We start from the raw sequence: 22179 nt of genomic DNA on the forward strand, positions 1-22179 counted from the left end.
GTTGTATGTTTGGTTGTTTGAGGAACAATATTTTTTGATGATTTTTTCGGTAAATGAAATTACACCGGTGATTTTCTGAATACATCGATCACAATTTGATTTTTATCGACTTTCCGACAAAAACAGACAAATAAAAAGGATGAGTCTCCCCATCCTTTCCCTCTCACACTTCGCCTTCCTTCACAAAATACACTTTCTCATATGCTGGTGTTAATTTAGATTCTTCATTTTTATCAATCTCTTTAAAGCAAGGATTTCCTTGTTTTTTCTTACGATCTTCATACTCTGTCCGTAATTTCGCTGTACGATTTTGCTGATTTTCAAAGCTACTTTTTGACATTTCTAGTTTCACAGCGAAACCATTTATAAATCTAATAATAAGATTTCCATCTTTTAATTCTTTATTATCTTCAATATGAAAATGAGATAACCACGCACACTCTTTTCGAGAATAAGAATACGTAGGGAAAAAATAAAGTTGATCTGTCGGACTAATTGCGATAGGAGCTTTATGTGTAATACGAGTTAACTCCTTCGTTCCTTCTTTTCTTCCAAAGAAACTAGAACCATGTTTCCGGCAACTTCTCTCTATAATATCAAGAGGCTTTTGAAATACGAAAAAAGAATCTTCCATTTCAACAATTCGCGTAACAACTTTCTTTTCTCCTAGAACAACAGGAAGTAAGGCCATTGTATTTTTGCTTACAACATAGTTTTCGACATAACGTTCTACTTTACTTTCCATAGTCTACTGTCTGCTACTACAAATATAGGCAAATGTATATCCTTAGAGTATGTAGTTTTTGCACGCTAAGAATACTTTTATCTATACTCGCTCTTTTGTTAGTAACAGATTTTTCACCTCTCTTTTTTTAATTTTCGATTGCTATTTAATTTCCCTTCTTCATTTCCCTTTTATAGTAGCACCTACGAAAAGGAAATGGTTTACATTCTGCGATTCTTTACAAATACTTATAATAAATCAAATATAATACAAATCTGTTAATGATAATATATGGATACCAAAAGAATAATCTGTATAAAAAGAGGATTCTATATACGAAAAAAGAATTTATATCATTTGTAATATGTTTAACACATTCCCCTTTTCATATAATTACAGCAATTAATTTTGCTATAATTAAAATATAAATCAAATATACGGAGGTCTCTCATGGAAGAAAATCAAGATCATCCAACAATTCAAATGAAAAATAGTAACATTGTTATCGTAAAAAATTCAGCGAGTATTATATTCGGTTTATTTTTTATTTTACTGTTCTTCGCGAAGCCTTTTCGTAAATCTAAATGTCCAGAATGCAAGAAACGTGAAAAGAAAAAAGCTGTGAAAGAACACTAAAAGGCCTTCCTTTACGGGAAAGCCTTTTTACATACTGATTACCATTTCCTTCATTCTTCTTCATCCTCAAAAAAACCTACTATTTTTTCTTCCAAGATTCTCTGTATCTCTTTCAACCTGTACTATGATTATATATGGTTCTTGATCTAAATAACGAGAATGAGACTTCCTCAAATCAATTACCGTCACTTTATCATTTTCATAAGTTTTCGAGTACGCCTTTATTTCTTCAATCGTACTTTTTAGGCTGTCTTTATTACTAATATAAATATCGTATATCTCAACAACAAAAAAAAGGATGGCATAAGCCATCCTTTTTTCTATAATAAACTATAAAATTATAGTTTGATTACGTTTTTAGCTTGAGGTCCACGGTTGCCATCTTCGATTTCGAAGCTAACTTTTTGGCCTTCTTCTAAAGATTTGAAACCATCAGTTTCGATTGCAGAGAAATGTACGAATACATCGTTTTCGCCTGGAACTTCGATGAAACCGAAGCCTTTTTCGTTGTTAAACCATTTTACTTGTCCTGTAACTGTCATAATTATTTCCTCCTAAGAAAATACATTTTATTATTTAGTCTTCATGTATAAAAAAAGAATCCACACATTATCAAATTCGAAACATAAACTAGTTCTCACATACTTTTCCCCGTTTGTTTTCGGCACTTGATAATATATGGATTGCTTAATTTAATTATTCAACTGGTATTATCATAGCATACTTAAAATAGAATGTACAATCCTTTTTAAAAATAAAGTTTCTAAATTTTAGTATTTTTTATAAAATATAACCACACCTATTCTAATAAGGAGGCGTGTATGACAGAAATAATCCCTAAAAAAACATTAAAGAGAATTGAAAAAGATATTGAAAATAACAACCTTGGAAAAGCAAGAGATAGATTACACGGATTAATCGCTACTTATCCGAATGAATTAGAAATTAGGAAAAAACTCGGTGACATTTACTTTACATTACAATACCCAGAAATGGCTGGACGGTATTGGTATCTTGAAAAAGAGAAAACAGATGTTATGCACGCGGCATGTCTACAATTTGAAAAATCGATGGGAAACGACTCTTATCATATTGTACGTGCTTTAAAATTCAAAGGAGATCGTAACATTATTACAGGACTACACACCGAACGTCCCTTACAGCCATTGCAGAAAAAAGTGATAGAGAAACTAATTGATGATTATGAAGAAACATGGAAAGACAAACTATTTACATGGGGCTGTCTATCATTATTCGCATTCCTTCTTTTCACTGCTATTATTGGTATATTCACTATATTGGATTGGATATTTTAAATAGAAGTGAACGTCCCACAATACGACGACAAATAAAATCACATCCACTTTCCGACAAAGTTTAACAATGTCAGCGACGTAATAATAAATAAGAAAAGTGCCCCCAAATTTTTTTGGGGGGCACCTACTTATACCTTTATTTCGTAAACTGTTCTTCTTCTGTGGATCCTTTTAGAGCAGTCGTTGATGAAGTACCGCCTGTAATCACTTGTGCTACTTCATCAAAGTATCCTGTTCCTACTTCGCGTTGATGGCGCGTTGCTGAGTAACCGTATTTCTCTGCTGCGAACTCTGCTTGTTGTAATTCAGAGTACGCTGCCATGCCGCGCTCTTTATAACCACGCGCTAATTCAAACATGCCGTAATTTAACGAATGGAATCCAGCAAGCGTTACGAACTGGAATTTATAACCGTACGATGCAATTTCTTTTTGGAAGCTTGCAATCGTTTTTTCATCTAATTTTTGTTTCCAGTTAAAAGAAGGGGAACAGTTGTAAGCAAGTAGCTTCCCTGGATATTTCTTATGAATTGCGTCCGCAAAGCGTTTTGCATCTTCTAAATTTGGCTCCGACGTTTCACACCAAACGAGATCTGCATACGGCGCATACGCTAAACCACGTGCAATTGCTTGATCAAGACCTGCTTTCGTATGATAAAACCCTTCTGGCGTTCTTTCACCTGTAATAAACTCTTGATCAACTGGATCGATATCGCTCGTAATTAAATCTGCTGCATCTGCATCTGTTCTTGCAACGATAATTGTTGGTACACCCATTACATCCGCAGCAAGACGTGCCGAAATTAAATTACGCACCGCTGTTTGCGTCGGTAATAATACTTTTCCGCCTAAATGCCCGCATTTTTTCTCTGAAGATAATTGGTCTTCAAAGTGCACGCCAGATGCACCCGCTTCAATCATCCCTTTCATTAATTCAAATACGTTTAACTGTCCACCAAACCCAGCTTCAGCATCCGCCACAATTGGGACGAAATAATCTGTATCACCGCTACCTTCCATATGCTGAATTTGATCAGCACGTTGAAGTGTTTGGTTAATTCGTTTTACAACAGCTGGCACACTGTTCGCCGGGTATAAGCTTTGGTCAGGATACATATGTCCAGAAAGATTCGCATCTGCCGCTACTTGCCAACCGCTTAAATAAATTGCTTTTAATCCAGCCTTCACTTGTTGCATCGCTTGGTTTCCTGTTAATGCCCCAAGTGCATTAATATAATCTTCTGTATGAAGTGATTTCCAAAGCTTCTCTGCACCGCAGCGCGCTAACGTATGTTCAATATCAATCGATCCGCGCAGACGAATTACATCTTCAGCTGTATATGGACGTGTTATCCCTTTCCAGCGCGTATCTAATTCCCAGCTTTCCTGCAATTTATCAATTCTTTCGTTTTTCATATGTTCCATCCCCTTTTCTTGTTTCTTATAAAATTTCATAACCCGGTAATGTTAAAAACGGCATGAACTCGTTATTACGAACAAGGTTTGTAAACAGTTTTGTAGCCTCTTCAAATCTCCCCTTATTAAATGCTTCCTTACCAATCTCTCTTTCTATTTTTGCTAGTTCTTCTTCTTTCAATTCTTCCATCAATTTAAAAGTGATATTACGGCCATCACTTAGCTTTCCACCCTCATGACGAATCCACTGCCATACTTGTGCTCTTGATATTTCCGCTGTTGCCGCATCTTCCATTAAGTTATAAATTGGAGCTGCTCCTCTCCCGCTTAACCAAGATGCAATATATTGAATACCGACGTTAATATTCGTGCGAAGACCACCTTCTGTAATCGTTCCTATCGGTACTTCTAATAAATCCTTTTCTGTTACACGTATTTCTTCACGCTTTCTAAAAATTTGATTTGACGTTTTCATTATGTGATTAAATACTTCCATTGCAACCGGTACAAGTCCCGGGTGGGCAACCCAAGTCCCATCATGACCGTCTAAAGCTTCGCGCTCCTTATCAGCACGCACTTTCTCGAAAGCTGCCTCATTTGCTTCTGGATCATTTTTAATTGGGATTTGCGCCGCCATCCCTCCGATTGCTGGCGCGTTACGACGATGACACGTTTGAATAACTTTCAAAGAATACGCGCGCATAAACGGCGCTGTCATCGTGACTTGCGCTCTATCCGGAAGTAAAAATTCATTATGATTACGGAAGCTCTTTAAGAAACTAAATATATAATCCCATCGTCCGCAGTTTAAACCAGCAGAATGATCTCTTAGTTCATACAAAATTTCATCCATTTCAAATGAAGCGTGAATCGTTTCTATTAACACAGTCGCTTTAATCGTTCCATTCGGAATACCGATATACTTTTGAGCGAATATGAAAACGTCATTCCATAATCTTGCCTCTAAGTAACTTTCCATTTTCGGTAAGTAAAAGTACGGGCCACTTCCTTTTGCTAAAAGCGTCTTCGCATTATGGAAAAAGTACAATCCAAAATCTACTAAACTGCCAGACATGTTCTTACCGTCAACTTGCATATGCTTTTCTTCTAAATGCCACCCTCTCGGACGCACAATTAATACAGCTGTTTTACTATTTAAACGATATTCTTTTCCGTTTTCATTTTTATGTGAGATCGTTCTCACAGCAGCATCTCGTAAGTTAATTTGACCTTCGACAGCATTTCTCCAAGTTGGTGCATTCGAATCTTCAAAGTCTGCCATAAAAAGATGTGCTCCTGAATTTAAAGCGTTAATGACCATCTTTCTATCCACCGGACCAGTAATCTCCACGCGGCGATCCTCTAAATCTTTCGGAAGCTGGGCGATTGTCCAATCCCCTTCACGTATATGCTTTGTCTCTTCTAAAAACGTAGGAAACTCCCCCGCATCAATTCTTTTTTGTTTCTCCACACGCTTTTGTAAAAGTTCCGTGCGGCGTTCATTGAAATTTTCATGCAGTTCCTTTAAAAAACTAAGCGCCTCAGGTGTCAATATTTCGTTGTACGCTGGTAACATTTCTCCGGCCAGTGTAACCCGTGAAGTTTGCGTCGACATATTAGCATCCCCTTTTTAAGCTGTCTTATAACAGATTTGATTTTATGTTTTATATTATATAACAAATCTTCAGAAAAGGAAGTTTTTTTTGAAAATTTAATGGTTTTTTTACAAAACTGTGTTTATCCATTATGATTTCAAGCAAAAAAAGAGTCAGTGTTATATAACACTGACTCTTTTTTATTATTTATTCAAAAATTGTTTTAAATAAGAACTGCGCATATTGTTCACGTGTTACTTTCATGTTTGGAGCAAAGTTTCCAGTTCCATCTCCTACAGAAATACCATTTGAACCTACTGCATTAATCGCATTGTATGCCCAATGTCCTTTCGGTACATCTTTAAATCCTTGTGTTCCTTTTACTTCTAATTCATATGCTACTGTAAGCACTTGAGCCATTTCTGCACGTGTTAGTGTATCTTTCGGTCTAAAGTTTCCAGTTCCATCACCGTTAAAGATACCTACCTCTGTTAATACTAAAATTTCTTCTAAGAACATTGTTGATTTTTCATTAATATCTTTGTATGGATTCTCAAGGATATCGCCTTCCTCGAATACTTCACTGAAATCGATAGTACGATAAATTAAAGCAGCTACTTGTTCACGAGTTATGTTATGTCCAAAACCGAACACGCCATTTCCATAACCAAGCATAATTTCTTCTTGTGCTAAAGTTTGAATTGCTTCGTAAGACCAATGTCCTGCTGGTACATCTTTAAAGATAGCCTGACTTGCTTGTTGTGGCTTAGGCTTAGCAGCTACTTCAGCATTCGCTGTAGCGCCTTCAGCACTAAATGCAACTCCACCCATAATTGTTAAAGCTGTTGCTACTTTTAAAATCTTTTTCTTCACTGTATTCTCTCCCTAAAAAAACATATTTTTTTCTAATATAAAGAATTTATGGAAAAGTAACAATACACTTATCCATATAATGTTTGTCTAATTTGTGAACTGTATTTCACATACTTATCTTTATACTTAATTAACAATAAAGTTACTAAATCGTACTTTTTTTCAATAAAAAGTAACTATAATTAACCTGTTTTTTCCATAAATACTAACCACGGAACTATGAACAGCAGAATAAATATACAGATAAACAATTTAAAATAAGAAAAAAGCGCGTAATTTCCGCGCTTTTTTTAAAGAAATATGATATATTAATATAATTTTATTTTTCTTGTACTATTTTTTTAAAAACTTCCGTTTCATGTTATTCATCTTTCAAATGAAAATTAATAATAGCTTTATATAAAAATGTTGCATATTGCTCACGTGTTACAACTTTATTCGGTTCAAACTTTCCATTTCCTGTCCCTACTATGACATTATTTGATTGCAGAGCACTAATTGAATTTTTTGCCCAGTAATTATTCGGTACATCTTTAAATGTATGCTGTTGCTTCACTTCAAATGAAAATGCCTGTGTAAGAACTTGCGCTACTTCTGCACGTGTAATTGTTTCCCTAGGTCTAAAGTTCCCCTTCTCATCACCTTTAAAAATACCGCGCTCTGTTAATGCTAAAATTTCATTTGGAAACATTGTTGATCTTTCAGAAATATCCTTATAAGGATTTTTTAATGGGCCTTCATGTTTTATATTAAGTGCGCGATACAGTACTGCCGCCACTTGTTCACGTGTTACGTTATCACCTACACCAAACTTTCCATTTCCATAACCTAGCATAATTTTATTATATGCCGCATCTAGAATATAATCATATGCCCAATGGTTTACTGGGACATCGTCAAATACAATCATTTCAGGATATTCTTCTGCTTTTATGTTAGGAACATTTGCACTTACCAATAATCCACCCATAATAGTCGCTGCCGCCATTATACGGAACATTTTTTTCTTCATAGTCCTCGCTCCTTCATTTCCACTTTATTAAAAGTGGAACATAATAGACTAAATTCTTTCCCCATATTACATATGCTGTATTTGCAAGCCCTATGTAATATATTGCATTTTTAACATCTATTATTTTGAAGATTACTAGGAGAGCCAATTCGCTCTCAATTCCAATTGGTATTCTGAATTGCATGCAAATCATTTGAAGAAATACTCTTATCTTTGCGCTCTAGTTTCTCTGTTTGATTTTCAAAAAGGATAAACAAAAGCTTTTGCAAAGATGTTATATATACAATATTCTACTATCTACTAATCAAGTCCTTCACTTATAAAAATTTCACTTTATAGACAAAAAAAGCGCAAATATCATATTTGCGCTTTTTTCGATCTTCATAGATTAATCGTTTGCTTAGAATCTTTGAATTGTATTATTTAAGAACTTCGCATACTGTTCACGGGTTACAAGTTTTTCTGGTTCAAATAAACCATTACCCGTTCCAACTATAGCTTTATTTGCTGAAACAATATCACCGCTAACAAATATCCACCCTATTAAACTTAATGATGTAGCTACCTTTAATAACTTTTTCATCCTTCTCATCCGCATCTTCCTTTATTTTCCTACTCTTATATTGTATAAAAAATAAGGGGATTCTCAATACGATAGGAGGTAATTTTTCACACTTCATAATACCTATTTTCTTTTACCACCACTTTTTCATCCTTCGTTTTTCGAAAAGTAAATGCCATTCCTACAAATATAAGAATAATCCCTACAATTTGCATACTAGTCGGTCTAAAACCGGTAAAAATCGTATCTAACAAAATTGCAACAGCAGGATCTAAAAACACTAATACAGAAATAAGTCTCGTCGGTAAATCCCTTAAACTGTCAAAAAACAAGTAATATACAAACCCAGTATGTATAAGTCCTGTCGCAGTAATCATCATCCAGTTCATCTCTGTTAATCCTTGAAAATGTCCGAAATCTACGAATGGCAGCAATAAAAATATGCCTAAAAACGTTTGTAAAAAGGTCATCGCATATGCGCTCGTATGCTGAATCCCCTTTCCTAGTAACGTGGTAAAAGCATAAAATAAAGCCGCAAGAAGTGCCCATACCATTCCAGATGACATTAATTTCTCAAGTGACATACTACCGTCCACTCCAGCTACTAACACTGTGCCGATAAAACAAATAACAATGGACATAACAGCAAATACTGTAAGTCTCTCTTTAAATACGATACTACCGATCATTAATACGATAATTGGCGCGAGATGATACACTGAAATCGCAATTGTAATCGACATGAGTTCAAACGCTTTAAATAAAAACACCCAGTTAAAAACGAGAAATACGCCACACGCTAATATTTGCACAATTTCTTTTTTATTCCATTTCTCATTTTTATATTGTCCTGTTGCAAACCAACATAGCGTTAAAAATAAAGTCGCACAAATACAACGAATAAATACTAATTCAAAAGATGGTAAACCCGTTTGGACAGAAAAAAATCCAATCGATCCGAAAATAGACATCGAAAGGATCATTTTTATAGTCGGCATTGATTTTGAATGAAACAATTTTCTCCTCCCCCTACAATCATCTTTTTATAAACTAAAAATTCTAAAAACATTACATATCATTATATATCACAATTGAAAAACTGTAAAAAAATAGAATGTAAAAAGTAGAATTCACACCAAATCTTCATAATAAAAAAATCATCCTTTATTTCTTATAAAGGATGATTTTTTTGCTATTTATTCAGAGGAATTTCACTATATATAAACTTAAATATACTATTTTTGAAGAGTAAATTGTGAAACAATCTGCTTTAATCCTCCTGCTACGCTATGCAGATGCTCAATTGAAACTGAGATTTCTTGAACTGATTTTTCTTGCTGTTGAATAGACTCTTTTACCCTATCAGTTCGATCAGATGACCTTTGAGAAATTTGCGCCATGTCTTCTGTAGAAGCAGAAATCTCCTCACTACTCGCTGCAATTTCATCTGTAGACATAGATACCGTTTGAATTTGCTCAGATACTTGCTGCACTTTTTTTGTAATTGTTCCAAATACTTTTTCTGTATGCATTACTACTTGAGTACCTGCCTGCACCTCATTATCTACTTTCCCCATCATATGTACCGTATGGTTCGTTGTTCCCATAACTTGAATAATAAGTTTCTCAATTTGTTTTGCAGAATCACTAGATTGTTCTGCTAATTTTCTTACTTCATCTGCCACAATTGCAAATCCTCTACCACTTTCTCCAGCACGTGCAGCCTCAATTGCGGCATTTAATGCTAATAAGTTAATCTGAGAGGTAATACCTTGCATAACATCAATAATTTTAACAATTTCTTCTGATTGTTCTTTCATAGTCTCTACTTGTTTCACACCGCTATGTACTGAATTTTGGATTGTATCCATCTGTTGAATCATTTGTTTCATTAATTTGTTACCACTCTCTGCATCTAATGCTGATTGAGCAGACAATTCATTTACAGAGGATGATGTATTCACTATGCTCTGCATTCCTTGTGTCAACTCTTCCATCGCACCCGCAGTTTGTTCCATTGCTTGCATTTGGCTCTCTGCGCCATTGGCAACTTCTTCAATATCTATAGTGATTTTCTTTGCTGCACCGCTAGATACTTCTGATGCAGATACTACTCCGTCTGCATGTTGGAATAAAAGCTGAATATTATTCTCTACTTCTTGCATATTTGTTCTTAGCCCTGCAATCATCTCGTTAAAATCACTTACTAATATACCTAATTCATCTTTAGCATTATAATCACCATGTACAGTTAAATCTCCCTCTTTTGCTCTTTCCATCATACGACTAACCGTTTGTAAAGGAGCAACTATAAGTTTGCTAATAATATAACTTACTATACATATAATGATTGTAGTAACTACTGCAAGAATGATAAAGGTAATAACGGACCGATCTATCATTTTTTGAGAATCTTTAAATACTTGGTCAGCTAAATTTGAAACATACTCTTCTAAATCTACAGCATAACCAGCTAACTCTACTCCCTTCGGTTTTAAGTCCTTTTGAAATTCGTTTACCATTTGAGATTCATTTGTTCCCTTTGCTTTGTCAAACAACTTCTTATATGTCTCCATATAACTTGGCAAAGATTTCTTCATCTTCTGAAACAGCTCATCCTCTTGCTTACTTAAATCAACGCCATCATCATATTCTTTTAATAAAGAATCATATTTTTTAAGATCCTTTTCAACATTACCAATAATCCCTTCTTTATTTGTCCCCTCATTTTGTGACGTTGTAATTAATTCTAGTAAGTTATATTCTAGTGAATTTTGTGTACGAAGCATTCCTTCTAATAAAACTGCAGAATTTTGATAATCATCTACTACAACCTCTGTATCGTGCTTAATCTTATTAATAGAATTAATTGCTACACAACTCATAATTGCCATGCCCAAAACTGCTAATGAGATAAGTAAGAATAATTTATGTTTCACTTTTAAATTTTGTAAAAAATACATATTTCCACCTTTATTCCTTTATATATAGATTTTTAGAATTTTATAGCTTATTATTTACAAAATCACAATAAAAAGCAATGATAAATATTCCCAATACCAAACTTATATTTCTATAAAAAAAAGTAGCATAATCGCTACTTCTTGTTTTTTTGTTTTTCATATTGTTCAAACGTATGAATTCTTTCGAAAATTGGTGGATGTGTATATAAGAAAAACTTCACTAACGCAGGCGGATTCACTTGGCTTAAACTTGTTTTTGATAAATATTGAAAAGTTTTCACACCTGATTTTCCATCTTTCGTCATGTCTAGAGCGTATTGATCTGCCGCCCGTTCCTCTATACGAGAAACGTAGTTTGTTGCTGGTTGTGCTGCAAAAGATAATAAAGAGGAAATTAAGAAAAATAAAGGTAAAATTGAGAAACATGCTAATTTTGGAATTTGCAGTGTATCTCCCCATTTTCGAATACACATATTTATAATACGACTAATTAAATACATACCTATAAACGATAGCAACACATAGCTCGCAACGCCCCAATATATATGTTTCATTACGTAATGTCCCATTTCATGAGCCATTATAAATAAAATCTCTTTATCTTTTAATTGCTTAAGCGTCGTATCCCACATTACAATGCGTGAGTTAAGGCCAATTCCCGTTACGTACGCATTTAACGAATTCGTTTTTTCCGACATATTTACTTCATATACGTGCTTAGCTGGAATATCAGCTTTATCTGCCATTGTCAAAATTTTCGTTTCTAATTCTTTATTTTTTAGCGTCGAGAAATCATTGTAAAGTGGATCAATAATAACAGGTTGCACGAACGTTAAAAAGATTGTAAATGGTACAGAGAGCGCCCACCCTGCTAGCCACCATCTCTTTGGAAATTTACGGATGAGCCATAACAGAACCGAAACAATGAGTAACATAGTCGCATAATTCACCCAAAAATCGATAACATGATCTTTTATCCAGCTTTGTGTACTTTGCGTGGAAATACCGTAAGCAACGGATACTTTACGCCCGATCCACTGCATCGGTAATGCAAGAACTGTTGTTAGTAGTGATAAATAAAAGAAATAAATCGCAACTTGTAAGACATTTATTTTGGTCGTTTCCTTCGACCATTTCTCAAACTTTTTTGAAATACCGAGCACGAGTACAAATAATAAAATAATCCATTCAAGAGGCGTCGCTAAAAAGAACAGTAAATTTTTCACACGCGAATAATCTTGACTTAGCGTAAGCTCCCTCGCATTCATAAAAGTTTCTGGATCTGCACTCGTTCCTTTATACATGTCCGGAATGAGTTCATGATTCCATCCAAATAAATACCAATATATAAGTAACGCAAACCCAACGTACAAAAAAAGCGACCACCCAATAACTTTCCTCACGCTATTCCCTCCTCTATGCTGCCTGTCTATTATTATTGTAAGTTCGTACATGCTAAATTAGAACAAGCTTATTACGCGAATTGCTCGAGATCCTTTTATTTACATAAAAAAACTCTTCTACAAAAAGAAGAGTTTTACCTACCTTTAGACCCTTTCTTCGGTTCATAATCTGGAATAAGAAACGTACTTACACCCCAACATATTAAACCAGCGCCTTTTATATAGCGTATATATTCATAGTCTTGAAATATGACGCGCCCCCTTAAGGAAGTACATCCACTAATAAACTAAAATCTTGCAGAGAAAAAGAACTATATTTCATAATACCTTGCACAGCTAAAAGTAAAATAAGACCGGTCACACACATATAATTAACGCTTTCTTCACTCTTTTTTTCAGCAACTATTCCGCCGCTTATACATAATATTCCTAACAAATGGAGTGCTAAATACATAAAGAAATACGCTTCCTCCCAGCGAAGAATAACATTGACTGTCGTTATCAGCACTATACTAAGCACAATCAAATAAAAAAACTTATTTGATGATATTGTTTCATTCATATAATTTTATACATCCCTTTCAAATTTCGAATTAATGATGTTTCAAAGCTATAAAGTAAATGATTGTTTTCATGCCATAAAACAAAAGGAAAGCCACCATTACTTTCTCGAATACTTTATGAACCCACATATACTTCTCTTCATTTTTTTTGAAGATGCGCTTCATCATTTCTTCTACAATTAGACCAAATATTAGTAAAACCCCTAACACAATAAGAAGAGAAATAATATTTTCTTTTACATGAGTACTAGAAAATAAGTAATACTCTGGAAACACAATTGTATCTACTACAGGTTGCACCCAATGACAAACGCTTTTATCACACATATCTGTAAGAGACGTAGACTCTATAATGTCTTTCAATATTTTTTCAAACGTTTTCTTCATCTTACTTATCCCCCACTACATCTGAAAAACTCTTTCCCTGCTCTACATATATAGCTGGCATTTCTTTATTCCAATATTTGCGGTTAACAAATAAAAAGATGAGTACTAAGTTTAATCCCGTTATAAAAATAATAAGTCCTGGAAAGAACGTCGTATAATTTGAGAAATCTGCAAAACTCATTATCTCTTCTTTATTTATTAGAAAAGAAACGCCGATTACAAGCGCATTGTTTAACATATGAATAGCAATTGGCATGAGCAAGCTTTTCGTACGAATATATACGATTGATAGTACGACGCTAAACACAACTGCACCAAGGAAATCAACATGTAAGCAAGCAAATAAAAGTGCTACAACGACCATTGCTATACTAGTACCCCATTTTGCTGCAAAACGCTGCAGTAAAAACCCTCGAAAAACAAACTCTCCGACAATAGGCGCGATAAATACAACCCTAATAAATTGAAATACATATCCCCCGGTACTATCTATAATCGGTTCATGCAAGGCATTCATAATAAAATCTGGTGTAATCCATGCAAAGCTGTACATATATAAAATAAGATAGCCGTAACTAAACATACAAAGCATAATCGCGATGTACAAAACTTGCACTAGGTTAAATGTTTCGTTTCTATTAATAAATAATGAAAATGAAACACGATGCTTTCTATATCCGTAAAAAATCCATATTATTGGAAGGATATAAAATATAAGCATATTTATAAAAGATGAATTTTGTATATGAAATGTACTTTCTAGCAATTCATTACTGCTTCGTGCTATTAAAATTAATAGTGCAAATACAATTAAAAAATATCTAGCTCGCATCGTTTGAAACGGATTCACATTCATCTCCTCCCCATGTTACTTTTATCATATCATTTGAATCTTAATTTTTTGTGAAAGAAAACCTTAAAATTTCCTTAAAAATTCCATAAGTTACAAAAAGATGATATGATATTCGAGGAAATTAGGAGGGATTCATATGTATCAAGCAAATATATTACTCATCGATGATGAAACAGCAATTTTACAACTACTAACTACCATTCTTGAAAAAGAAGGTTTTTCTCATATTACAACTGCAACATCAGCTGAATTAGCTTTATCTCTCACCGAAAAAAACAATTACGATTTAATTATTTTAGATGTCATGCTTCCTGGACAATCTGGTTTTGATATTTGTCCGATTATTCGCCAACAAACAGATTGTCCGATTTTCTTCCTATCAGCGAAGGCATCTGATTTAGATAAAATATCTGGATTTTCATACGGTGCAGATGATTATATTACGAAGCCATTTAATCCATTAGAAGTCGTAGCTCGTATGAAAGCACAACTTCGAAGACATATGAAACAAACAGTACTACACGAACAAAACGCACACTCCATTTCATTTGGGAGATTTGAAATTGATCAACATTCTGCGGAACTAACAGTAGATGGAAACGTTGTCGAATGTTCCGCTCAACTCTTTCAACTACTACTATTCTTTTGTGAGAATCCGAACTACGTATTTTCGAAGGAAGAATTATATGAAAAAGTTTGGGGAGCACCTGCCTATAATGGAGATGATAATACTGTTATGGTTCACATTCGAAAACTACGTGAAAAAATTGAACAAGATCCAAGTAAACCAGAATACATAAAAACAGTTCGTGGACTTGGCTATAAGTTCATTACAAAGTAGGTTAAAGATATGAATTTTAATAAACGACTTATAATCCAGTTTATTTTACAACACGTTTTTGTCTTAGTTACGTTACTTATCGCAGTAATTGCTTCTTTTTCTTATTTAATTTTTCTTCTTAATAGTACTTTATATGAACCTAATATTTCTGATTATGATACCTTTACAATCTCCGAATATATTTCTTCTGAAGACAATAACATTACTTTAAAATCTGAGGTAAAAGATTTAATAACAGAAAAGAGTGATTGGCTTCAAATTGTAGATGAAGATGGAAAGGTCCTTTACAACTTTAATACGCCTAACGATGTTCCGACCTCTTACACAAAGACATCCTTACTTACGTATTTACAGAATAGCAACAACAATATTTATAAATTTAACTATTGGGAAATTAAATTAGAAAAGAAACCAGTGATCGTTATTTACGGTGCCAAACTAAAAAGTAATGCATTACTAAAAACGATACAACAAGGACACCCTTCTTTATCATTAAGTGAATTTGCATTAACTGAACAAGAAAAACAATTACTTTCTAAAGAAAAAGCAACACTGCAAATATTTAATAACAATGGCGAAGAAGTTTTTTCCTATCCAACTGGGAAGAAAAAAACATTTTCGGCTATAAAAACGGCTCTTAATGAAAAAGAACCGTGGAATTATAAAGAAAATACATCTAGTTTTTACGATTCAAATAGCGGTCATCTCGTCGTTGTATCCGCCCCAAACGCTCATTATTATCCAGATGATGAATTAGATGATATATTTACCAAGAAACTTCTAATCGGATGCAGCTTAATCCTCCTTATTGTGTTTGTTTATTTAGTCATTCTTTCAATTTGGTATGGAAATAAGTTTGGAAAGCCTTTATTACACACGATGCGCTGGCTTAAAAACATAGCCGGAGGAAAATATGAAGAACCTGTTAGTAAAAAAGGCAAACCTGTTCGGTTTCGGCGCTCCGGTAAAGAAAAATGGTCGTTCCGCATATTTAAAGATGTTACAAACTCACTAGAGCACCTTTCTATTACTTTGAAAAAGAACGATGCAATGAGAAAAGTACTGCAACAAACACGTGAAGAGTGGATTACCGGCCTGACGCATGATCTAAAAACACCGCTTAGCTCTATATACGGCTATGCATTATTACTAGAATCGAAGCAATATAATTGGACGGATCAAGACATTCAACAATTTGGCCATGTAATGAAAGAAAAATCTCAATATATGACTACATTAATTGACGACTTAAGCTTAACATATCAATTAAAAAATGATACTCTTCCTGCGCAACACGTAAATGTTGAAATTAATCAGTTCGTCCGAAAAGTACTATTACAATTTATTAATAACCCGACACTCCAAAATCAAAACATTGAATTCGTGCCAAGTTCAAGCAAAATCCAATATTTTATTGAAGAAAAATGGTTCCAACGTATTATCGAAAACCTACTCGCAAACGCTGTAAAACATAATAATGAAACGACAAACGTAATCGTAAAACTTTCGCAAAATACAAATTCATTTACACTATCTATTTCAGATAATGGAAAAGGTATGGATGATAAAACGAAAGAACTTCTATTCGAGCGATATTACAGAGGAACGAATACAGAAGAAAGCAACATCGGGACTGGACTTGGTCTCGCCATTACAAAACAGCTCGTTCATGCCCATAACGGAACGATTTTCATTGATAGTGAACTTGGAAAAGGAACGACGATTATACTTGTGTTTCCGTTTAGTTCGTAGAAAAGGCGCTATATGGCGCCTTTTCTTTTTTGGATCATTATTTCGTGAAGGAAATTTTGTTGAGTATCTTTTATTTTTTCTTTTCTGGGGAAGTTTTTCGGTAAATGAAATTATATCGATGATTTTCTAAATATATCAACCGTAACTCGAATTATATCAGCGATTTTCAAGATATATCGATTTACCGACAAAAATCGTCAAATATAGCAACCTATATTATAAGAGCAGCTGTTTCATATTTCTTACAAACAACGATTCAACAATCAGGTTTTTACGAAATAAAAAAGCGAACCACTCAGTGGCTCGCTTTTCCTCCTATTACTTCTTCTTCACTGGTATCCAAAGCTCAACTTGAGCAAATTCACTCTTATCTGCATGGCAACGCTCATCGTATTGTTCAAACTCTGTAACTCCGCAATGTTCATATCCTGAATGCGGGAACCATTCTGAGAATACAGCATTCCACGTTTGGTGAATAGACGATACCATTTCTTCATGAGGAACTTTCGGCGTTGTAAATACTGCATATGTTGCGGATGGGAATGTACGCTTTGCAACTTCATTTGGTACATTTTCAAAGTCTGTAACTTCCATTCCAATAATATAAGTGAAGTCCCCTGTTTCTAAATTAAAATCAGTACATAATCCTAGCTCTACCCATTGGCTCGTATCTTTACGATTCGGAATCGTCGTTCCAAGATCTTTTTGTAAATATTCTTCCCAAAATGCTGGGATATCTTGATGGTTTTTTCCTTCTTTACTTGTCGTCTTCAGCTCATAACCCGCCATTAAAAATTCTGGTTTATTTACAATACGATATTCCATTTGTATGCCCCCTAAATATGGATTTAATTTTCTTTGTTTCACATTCACTCTATAATACATTGGTGTTTCAATTTCTTGTTTTCGATATTCACTTGGTGTCATTTGAAATAATTTTTTAAAGGCTCTCGTGAACGTTTCGTGAGATTGAAAGCCATGCTCAAATGCGATATCAATAACTTTTTCATCCGTATGAGAAAGTTGATAAGCTGCCCGGGCTAACCTCCTCTTTCGAACATACTCCATTACTGTATCGCCTACTAACGCCTGGAATACACGATGAAAATGCGACTCAGAAAAACCTGCAACACGTGCTAAATTACGCAGCGTTTGTTTTTCCATTACATCTTCCTCAATATAATCAATTGACCTTTGAATTTGTGTTTCATAGCTTTCCATCTCTGTTCACCCGCCTTATATGTATTATGATAAAAGAGAATCCTATCCAATTCTTGACGTTTTTTACTATAATTTCGTAAAAATTGTAACTTTTTTATATGTATTTCGTTGTTATGTATGAAGGGAGGGAAATGTAGTGAAACGTAAACAATCATTAGAAGAAATTTACTCAGAGCATATGCAAGATTTATTTCGCTATCTTCTCTCCCTAACCGGAGATTCTCATAGTGCTGAAGATCTCATGCAAGAAACATTTTATCGAATGCTCGTCCATATTGACTATTATAAAGGAGAAGAAATTAGGCCGTGGTTATTTACAATCGCCTACAACGCCTTTATCGATTGGTACCGAAAAGAAAAGAAGTATAAAACAACGCAAATTGAAGAATTCCATTTACCAAACGTGCCAAGTACAGAACACTCTTATTTCGTAAAACATGAGATTGCTAGTTGGTTACAAAGTATATCCTCTCTTCCGCTCGAAAGACGAAATGTGTTACTACTACGAGATTACTACGGATTCTCTTATAAGGAAATAGCAGAAATGACTGGTCTCTCGTTAGCAAAAGTAAAAATTGAATTACACAGAGGACGAAAAGAAACGAAAAGCATAAAGGAGTGATACAGATGGGTTGTGAAAAATTCAAAAAACTGTGGGAGAAGTACGAAAAAGGAACGCTCACACATGATGAACAAGAGCAGCTAGAAAGTCATATTGAGACTTGCGAAGAGTGTGAAGTGCATTTGGATGAGTTGCTTGCGAAGACCGAACCCGTTAAGAAAAGGTTACCGCCAAAAGATCTTAAAGTTCCTTTTTGGAGGATTAAGTGGAAACATCGGTTACAAACGGTTGGTTTTATACTAGCAATTTGTATCGTTATATATATGATTGGCGGGGTATTATCTGCCTTTTACTTTCAAGCTGATAATGATAAAAGGCTAAAAGAAATAAGAGATGTTCCTTCTCTTGCGCTTGAAGCAACTATCCCAAATAGCCGCGTCATGGGGGGCGGAACAAGTGTAGAAGCTTTCTTTCGAACTAACAGCCAATTTGATTTAGTCAAAACGATTGGTAAAAAAGAAATGCCTCTCGGTACAATAGAAACGAGCAGCTTCTTATCTTCTTTAAATATCACACATAAATCTTGGGTGAACATGCACTATCAACCGAACATCCACTTTGTTCATCCAAAAATAAAACAAGGTGATTATTTGAAAGAAGCATCTAAAAAGGTTTGGGATACACTTGCAAAGGTACATGAGGGAACCGTTGCAGAAGTAGCAATTTCTTTTGATAAAACTTACACTTTAAAAGAATTAGAACCGCTTTTATATAGCATATTCGAAGCACAAGAACTCCCTCCAACTCCTGTATGGTACGCTTTAGATACAGGACAAGAAAGAAAAAATGTAGATGACTATATCTTACATGGCGGAGAAGCTATAGGATTTCCAGAACATGTAAGATTTCTAGGTAGTAACGCAGACAAGTACAAAACGCCAGAAGATCAAGTAATCGAAATGATGCGCGTCCTTTCTATCCATAAAAAAACGGTAAGTAAAATAGCAGCACTTCCTGAGAAAGAACTAAACTTAGATAAACGTTATAAATATGTAAAAGATAACGGCGTAAAAGTATACGGCATTGTCATTACTGGGCCGTCGAAAGAATTATTAAAATTACAAAACTCCCCGCACGTACGTTATGCGACTCTTGGAGATATTGAGGTTTGGAATTGGTTTGATTAGTGAAAATGAAAAAGTTGTGTAGAAAATAGCAGCTATTTTCTACACAACCTTTTTAATAATTTAAAACCTATATTTCACTAACAGAATCCGTGAATAAAGCGTGGAATACGTTAACTTCCCCCATACGTAAACATTCTGTTTCTATATCAGGAATTGCAGTTCTAGCAACCTCTCGTTCTACTCTTACAAATCCTTTTGTATTCATTAGTTTCTCAAATTCACAAATGGTATCCATTTCTACATCGATTGTTTCAAAAGTCCATTCCCTTACATCTTCATCATATGTTGTTTTTAATACGTAGTAATAATAATATTTATCAAGTAAGCTAACAAAAACCCCTAAATCAAGGCGCTCACCTCTTGATTTTCGTATCCAATCAATATCATCATTTAACATCGGTTCTTTTCCATTTAGTAACACATTATATTCTAGACAATTATATAGGTTTAAATCTGTATAGTCTGACACGTGATAATCACAAAATGTTGACTCGATTAAAGACAAAATTTCCTTTTGAGAGCTTTCGTTTTTTATAAAACTCTCTTTCAAGTCTACAAACTTTTTATGTTCTTTGGACTCCTCGTACAATCCTTCTTCTTTCACAATATTTTTCGGAAAGAATTTGTAAACTGTTTCTTTTAATTCATTCATCATTTCAGGTTTTGCCGTTTTAACCATTCTGTAAATCCTCCTATGCTAAAAAGAATTCTCACCGCAATAAAGAATCATACCCTAAATATGTTATTAATTAACAAATAAATTATATTAAAATAAGCAATATGATTCAATTCTGTTTTTTAAAATTTTTTCTGTTATAATGGCTGATTCCGAACATTACGTTTATCATAATATGAAAATTACAACAAAAAACGACAAAAACCTTTAAATTACCTTAAAAAATATAACAATCCATATATAAAGAACGAAAGATTCTAAAGCGATTATTGAAAAATATATTATTTTTGTCACATTAAAAATTAGTACTTTTTTCACAAATTATTTTCAATGGAAAACTTTATAAAATTTATTTTTTACTATAAAAGGTATTTCTCTGGTAAAATATTATAGTCTCGTAAAAATGTAACACATTTCCATACGAACAACCCTTTAAAGCGAAAAGGTGTCATCATAATTGATGACACCTTTTCCTATTACAAATAAACTAATTAGAAATCACTTTCACATACATCCCTCTTATCGCCTTTTCATAAGCGATATCGCTCATCTGTCTTATTTTTTCCGATACAACAGACGATCGAACAACTTCACCTTCACGAAGTAATGGAGGATCAATAAGACGCACTTTATTTTTCTGATGTAGATCATACTCATTTCTATCTTCTTTTACTTCTATACTTGGATGAACTTTTCTTAATAAAGCATCTACTTCTTGATCTTTACATAGCCGCAATTTCGTAATAAGCTCATGATCTTCAAGAAGAAAATCATCTGGATGGATTATCTTTTTATGAAGAGCTAATTTTAACGTTTTAGCTAACATATCGTTTCCATAAATATTCATTGGTTTCATAAAGAAATCAATTACTTCTTTGTAATACGTCTTCGTAAACCACTCTGCCATTTCGATACTTTGAAGAACCATTTTCCCATCTACTTCGATTAAGTCCTCTAAAAAACTATGAACTTCTTCTAAAGAAATATATCCATATGTAAACATATCCCGTAATGTGTAATCCACTCGGTCTGCACATAATTCTGGCGCAGATCTTTCAAGTAATGTCCACTTCGAATCATCTAACAAAATATCTTCATAGTTATAACCATGTTTTGAAAGAATCGCCGGAATTTCCGAGTTTTTCACGACAGCACTAAATATTTCTTCATGATAACTTTCATTTTCGTTATCAAAAACATAATCAATCACATGAGAAAAAGCAGTATGCGATACGTCATGCAGTAAACCAGCAATCTGTTCTTCTACTGAACCACCAAGCTTTTTAATTAACAACATAGCACCAACTGAATGATCAAAACGTGTTACATTCCATTTCTCATTCATTAAGTAACTTGCTCCGGCTTGATGAACCCCTTTCAGCCTTTGCACAGGTTTACTTAAAATTAATTCTTCTAACACTTTATCTACTTTAAACTCACCGTATATGACATCTGATATGATCACTTAAAATCCCCCTTTTTAAGCAGCGTCTTCTATTTGTTTTAATTCATTTGTTTTTATTGAGCGCTCCTTATATGGAGCCTTTTTTTATTGAAAAATGTGGGGACTTTCATTTCTATCAAGCTAAGATATTAAAGTATCCCAAAAAGAAAATTTTATCTCTTCATAGTTGTCCAT

General features: G+C 34.0%; 22 protein-coding genes and 3 pseudogenes. 6 read left to right on the top strand and 19 right to left on the bottom strand.

Annotated features, from left to right (window positions below; genetic code table 11):
* Positions 1-163: 163 nt before the first annotated feature.
* Together ABH955_RS13875 and ABH955_RS13880 are read right to left on the bottom strand one after the other, a co-directional pair.
* Positions 164-745 carry a competence protein ComK gene (locus ABH955_RS13875; protein WP_002011279.1) on the bottom strand — a complete coding sequence of 194 codons (582 nt, stop codon included), beginning with the start codon at positions 743-745 and terminating at the stop codon, positions 164-166.
* Positions 746-794: 49 nt separating this feature from the next.
* A pseudogene (locus ABH955_RS13880) lies at positions 795-872 on the bottom strand (RNA-guided endonuclease TnpB family protein); the annotation flags it as partial.
* Between the two features lie 302 nt (positions 873-1174).
* Here ABH955_RS13880 and ABH955_RS13885 point away from each other — a divergent pair.
* The gene (locus tag ABH955_RS13885; RefSeq protein ID WP_113937647.1) at positions 1175-1360 is read left to right on the top strand and encodes a hypothetical protein; all 186 of its coding nucleotides are present in this window, start codon (positions 1175-1177) and stop codon (positions 1358-1360) included.
* Positions 1361-1410: 50 nt separating this feature from the next.
* Here ABH955_RS13885 and ABH955_RS13890 read toward each other — a convergent pair.
* Positions 1411-1672: pseudogene (locus ABH955_RS13890) on the bottom strand (hypothetical protein).
* A gap of 26 nt (positions 1673-1698) precedes the next feature.
* Positions 1699-1902 carry an RNA chaperone/antiterminator CspA gene (gene cspA, locus ABH955_RS13895; protein ID WP_002011282.1) on the bottom strand — a complete coding sequence of 68 codons (204 nt, stop codon included), beginning with the start codon at positions 1900-1902 and terminating at the stop codon, positions 1699-1701.
* Between the two features lie 279 nt (positions 1903-2181).
* Here cspA and ABH955_RS13900 point away from each other — a divergent pair, with 279 nt between their 5' ends.
* Positions 2182-2676 (top strand): DUF6584 family protein, encoded by a 495-nt coding sequence (locus ABH955_RS13900; protein ID WP_113937645.1) that lies wholly within the window; start codon positions 2182-2184, stop codon positions 2674-2676.
* 136 nt (positions 2677-2812) lie between these two features.
* Here the strand turns inward: ABH955_RS13900 and aceA are convergent, their stop codons facing one another.
* From aceA to ABH955_RS13955, 12 genes and pseudogenes are all read right to left on the bottom strand, one after another.
* Positions 2813-4090, bottom strand: coding sequence for an isocitrate lyase (aceA, locus tag ABH955_RS13905; protein WP_002125874.1), 1278 nt, complete (start codon positions 4088-4090; stop codon positions 2813-2815).
* Positions 4091-4115: 25 nt separating this feature from the next.
* Positions 4116-5705, bottom strand: a complete 1590-nt coding sequence (aceB, locus tag ABH955_RS13910) for a malate synthase A (RefSeq protein ID WP_404491213.1) — start codon at positions 5703-5705, stop codon at positions 4116-4118.
* 187 nt (positions 5706-5892) lie between these two features.
* Positions 5893-6558, bottom strand: coding sequence for an S-layer homology domain-containing protein (locus ABH955_RS13915; RefSeq protein WP_000727132.1), 666 nt, complete (start codon positions 6556-6558; stop codon positions 5893-5895).
* Positions 6559-6919: 361 nt separating this feature from the next.
* Positions 6920-7570: an S-layer homology domain-containing protein gene (locus ABH955_RS13920; protein WP_404445976.1), complete on the bottom strand. Its 651-nt coding sequence runs from the start codon at positions 7568-7570 to the stop codon at positions 6920-6922.
* Positions 7571-7970: 400 nt separating this feature from the next.
* Positions 7971-8162: an S-layer homology domain-containing protein gene (locus tag ABH955_RS13925; protein ID WP_395922792.1), complete on the bottom strand. Its 192-nt coding sequence runs from the start codon at positions 8160-8162 to the stop codon at positions 7971-7973.
* Positions 8163-8239: 77 nt separating this feature from the next.
* Positions 8240-9148, bottom strand: a complete 909-nt coding sequence (locus tag ABH955_RS13930; protein ID WP_404491215.1) for a DMT family transporter — start codon at positions 9146-9148, stop codon at positions 8240-8242.
* Between the two features lie 219 nt (positions 9149-9367).
* Positions 9368-10321 carry a methyl-accepting chemotaxis protein gene (locus ABH955_RS29170; RefSeq protein WP_483862309.1) on the bottom strand — a complete coding sequence of 318 codons (954 nt, stop codon included), beginning with the start codon at positions 10319-10321 and terminating at the stop codon, positions 9368-9370.
* Positions 10316-11095, bottom strand: a pseudogene (locus ABH955_RS29175) (MCP four helix bundle domain-containing protein); the annotation flags it as partial. The gene ABH955_RS29170 and the pseudogene ABH955_RS29175, both read right to left, overlap by 6 nt.
* 134 nt (positions 11096-11229) lie before the next feature.
* Positions 11230-12498, bottom strand: coding sequence for a M48 family metallopeptidase (locus tag ABH955_RS13940; RefSeq protein WP_404491217.1), 1269 nt, complete (start codon positions 12496-12498; stop codon positions 11230-11232).
* Between the two features lie 262 nt (positions 12499-12760).
* Complete coding sequence (locus ABH955_RS13945; protein WP_061676514.1) at positions 12761-13060, bottom strand: hypothetical protein; 300 nt, start codon at positions 13058-13060, stop codon at positions 12761-12763.
* 31 nt (positions 13061-13091) lie between these two features.
* Positions 13092-13448 carry a hypothetical protein gene (locus ABH955_RS13950; RefSeq protein ID WP_002064186.1) on the bottom strand — a complete coding sequence of 119 codons (357 nt, stop codon included), beginning with the start codon at positions 13446-13448 and terminating at the stop codon, positions 13092-13094.
* A 1-nt stretch (position 13449) separates the two neighbouring features.
* Positions 13450-14298 (bottom strand): CPBP family intramembrane glutamic endopeptidase, encoded by an 849-nt coding sequence (locus ABH955_RS13955; protein WP_404491218.1) that lies wholly within the window; start codon positions 14296-14298, stop codon positions 13450-13452.
* 139 nt (positions 14299-14437) lie between these two features.
* On the opposite strand from ABH955_RS13955, the gene ABH955_RS13960 reads away from it, so the two are divergent.
* Positions 14438-15142 (top strand): response regulator transcription factor, encoded by a 705-nt coding sequence (locus ABH955_RS13960; protein ID WP_404491219.1) that lies wholly within the window; start codon positions 14438-14440, stop codon positions 15140-15142.
* Between the two features lie 9 nt (positions 15143-15151).
* Positions 15152-16894 carry an ATP-binding response regulator gene (locus tag ABH955_RS13965; RefSeq protein ID WP_404491220.1) on the top strand — a complete coding sequence of 581 codons (1743 nt, stop codon included), beginning with the start codon at positions 15152-15154 and terminating at the stop codon, positions 16892-16894.
* A gap of 318 nt (positions 16895-17212) precedes the next feature.
* Here the strand turns inward: ABH955_RS13965 and ABH955_RS13970 are convergent, their stop codons facing one another.
* On the bottom strand, positions 17213-18115 hold the full coding sequence (locus tag ABH955_RS13970; protein ID WP_404491221.1) for an AraC family transcriptional regulator: 903 nt from the start codon (positions 18113-18115) through the stop codon (positions 17213-17215).
* Positions 18116-18251: 136 nt separating this feature from the next.
* Here ABH955_RS13970 and ABH955_RS13975 point away from each other — a divergent pair, with 136 nt between their 5' ends.
* Complete coding sequence (locus ABH955_RS13975) at positions 18252-18737, top strand: RNA polymerase sigma factor (protein WP_002125854.1); 486 nt, start codon at positions 18252-18254, stop codon at positions 18735-18737.
* Positions 18738-18742: 5 nt separating this feature from the next.
* Positions 18743-19864: an anti-sigma factor gene (locus ABH955_RS13980; protein WP_404491222.1), complete on the top strand. Its 1122-nt coding sequence runs from the start codon at positions 18743-18745 to the stop codon at positions 19862-19864.
* A gap of 67 nt (positions 19865-19931) precedes the next feature.
* Here the strand turns inward: ABH955_RS13980 and ABH955_RS13985 are convergent, their stop codons facing one another.
* Positions 19932-20543, bottom strand: coding sequence for a hypothetical protein (locus ABH955_RS13985; protein WP_061674920.1), 612 nt, complete (start codon positions 20541-20543; stop codon positions 19932-19934).
* A gap of 484 nt (positions 20544-21027) precedes the next feature.
* Entirely contained in the window at positions 21028-22005 is a 978-nt protein-coding gene (locus ABH955_RS13990) for an HD domain-containing protein (RefSeq protein WP_404448325.1), read from the bottom strand.
* Between the last annotated feature and the right edge of the window lie 174 nt (positions 22006-22179).

Source organism: Bacillus sp. RC240, assembly GCF_044907945.1.
GTDB lineage: Bacteria > Bacillota > Bacilli > Bacillales > Bacillaceae_G > Bacillus_A > Bacillus_A mycoides.